Origin of the sequence: Bacteroides sp. An19, from assembly GCF_002160215.1 — a bacterium.
GTDB classification, from domain to species: domain Bacteria; phylum Bacteroidota; class Bacteroidia; order Bacteroidales; family Bacteroidaceae; genus Phocaeicola; species Phocaeicola intestinalis.
The window spans coordinates 1-2328 of record NZ_NFKD01000129.1; the positions used below are offsets into that span (position 1 = coordinate 1).

General features: G+C 41.8%; 2 protein-coding genes. Both read left to right on the plus strand.

What is annotated here, in order from left to right; translation table 11 throughout:
- Positions 1 to 964 precede the first annotated feature (964 nt).
- Entirely contained in the window at positions 965 to 1483 is a 519-nt protein-coding gene (locus B5F25_RS20790) for an SMI1/KNR4 family protein (protein ID WP_087251740.1), read from the plus strand.
- A 147-nt stretch (positions 1484 to 1630) separates the two neighbouring features.
- The gene (locus B5F25_RS20795) at positions 1631 to 2269 is read left to right on the plus strand and encodes a hypothetical protein (RefSeq protein ID WP_343206237.1); all 639 of its coding nucleotides are present in this window, start codon (positions 1631 to 1633) and stop codon (positions 2267 to 2269) included.
- Positions 2270 to 2328: the final 59 nt, after the last annotated feature.

Genomic DNA, 2328 nt, shown 5'->3' on the forward strand with positions numbered 1-2328 from the left:
TGTAGTACGCTCGGCATGAGCATTGTCTAACGGGTGTAAGTCCCGAGTGAGCCCTAATAGCGGGAATCACATAGCCCAAGGCAAGGGTGTCCATCGCGAGGTGGAATCTGAAGGAAGCCGGCGGCAAACATCTGGTCTAACGAACAGAAACTTCATACAAGGCATTTGACCGTGGGTAAGGTTTCTACACAAACCAAAGCCCGATAGCTATTCGGAACGGTCGGTGTAAATGAAGTAGGCATAAGATGGAAAGACAATGCCCTTATCCGAGGAGGTCTCACGGACGCATGGCGAAGACGTACCCATTCGATGTGCCCTGACGGAGTAAAGCTTGCCGTGAGAAGTCAGCAGAGGTTATAGTACCTAAGACACGTGTGTCTATGGGGAAGGACCGAATCGCGCAGTGCAATAGTAAATGACTGCTACCCTTGAGACTCTTTTGTAGTCAGATGTCCGAAAGGAGCTTCCCTACTCACCACGATAGGACGGAATCCGACAATAGAGTAGGAGTGACGCTAGTCCGAGGGATGGCTGAAAACAACTTGCCACACATCGTGAGATGAGAAAGCGCGAAACCGCCGTATGCGGAACCGCTTGTACGGTGGTGTGGGAGGTCGGTAAATGTGAAAGTAGGAGGCAAATGCCTTTCTATGATTAGCATTTACCTCCTACCCGATTTTGTGTCTCACGAACTCAAACATATTCTTTGTAGTAGGTGCTATATTAGTGCTGTTATCAATCTTTAAATATTTGATAAAAAGTCAATGCTATAATATAGTCTATTTGGTTTGTGTGGCTTTTTATTTTATAATATCCGGCATATATTTATTTTTATTGTTCTTAATGTTTTCGTCTTGTTTGTGTTTGTGTGGCATTATTCTTAATCTGATTGTAGTTGTATATATGCTAAGAAAATACGGGGCAAATTGAAGATAAAAGGATAAGAATCAAACGAAGAAAGAATATGGACAATAAAGTAAAGGAAGAGATGGATGAGGTTATTGCAGAACTGCAGAAATTTACATCTCGGATATTAGATTGGCGAGAACCTGTTAATCCTGTCTTAATAGAACGTTTTGAGGCAACATTTGGAGTGAAACTTCCAGAAGATTATAAATATCTTCTTAGTATTACAAACGGATTTTCTTTAATGGGAGATAATGTGTTAGGTATAATTGATAAAGAAAAGAATTATGACTTATTTATGTGTTATAATATTGAACACTTTGAAGTAATTGTACCTCAATATAAACATTTAATACCGTTCAGCCCTGATGGAGGAGGAAACTTTTATTGTTTCGATACTCATGTGAAAACCAACGGTGGCGATTCTAACCAAATCGTTTTTTGGTATTCTAATTATGAATATAGTGAATCTGACCCACCGGAAGTAACACACCAAAGTCTGGCTGATTATATTAAGAATTGGATTATAGCTCTTACATTGGAAGACTACGATTATAATGGAGATAGAAAAATGTAGCCTTCTTCTTATCAGTTAAAGTGTTTTTAAAGTTTATATGCCAGTAACCTTGATTCAGAATCAAAATCTGTTTCAAAAGGTTGCTGGCATAATTTTTATAAAAATGAAGATGATTGAGATCAGCTGAACAGCCATGCCGAAATTACATTGGCAAGTAATACGTATGACGAACTGGGCAGGCTGAAAACGAAAAGCCTTCACGGCAGCGCAACCAACAAGCTGACGTACAGCTACAATATCCGCGACTGGCTGACAGGCATCAGCGGCAGCAAGCTGACGCAGAACCTGTACTATAATACGGGTAATGGTACGCCGCAATATGGCGGGAATATCAGCAGCATGACTTGGAAGGCCGGCAATGAAAGCGTGATAAGGGGGTATAAGTTTACCTACGACGGTTTGAGCCGGCTGACTTCTGCTACATACGGCGAAGTCACAAATATCGGTAGCAACGCCAACCGTTTCACGGAAAAGGTTACGGATTATGACCTGAACGGGAATATCAAGGGCTTGCAGCGTTACGGACAGACCTCCTCAACCGGTTACGGCTTGATAGACAACCTGACCTATACGCTGAGCGGCAATCTGATAACACGGGTGGATGATGCCACAACCGCCACGGCTTACAACAACGGTTTCGAGTTCAAAGATGCTGTAAAGCAGGCGAGCGAGTACGCATACGATAAAAACGGCAACCTGACGAAAGATTTGAACAGGAATATTACAAGTATTCAATATAATTGTTTAAATTTGCCAAGCAAGGTCACGTTTGATTCGGACAGATGAGGTATTACATAAACGGCTGACAAACGGACACGGATCTTTTTTTGATTTGACTCAGGAGT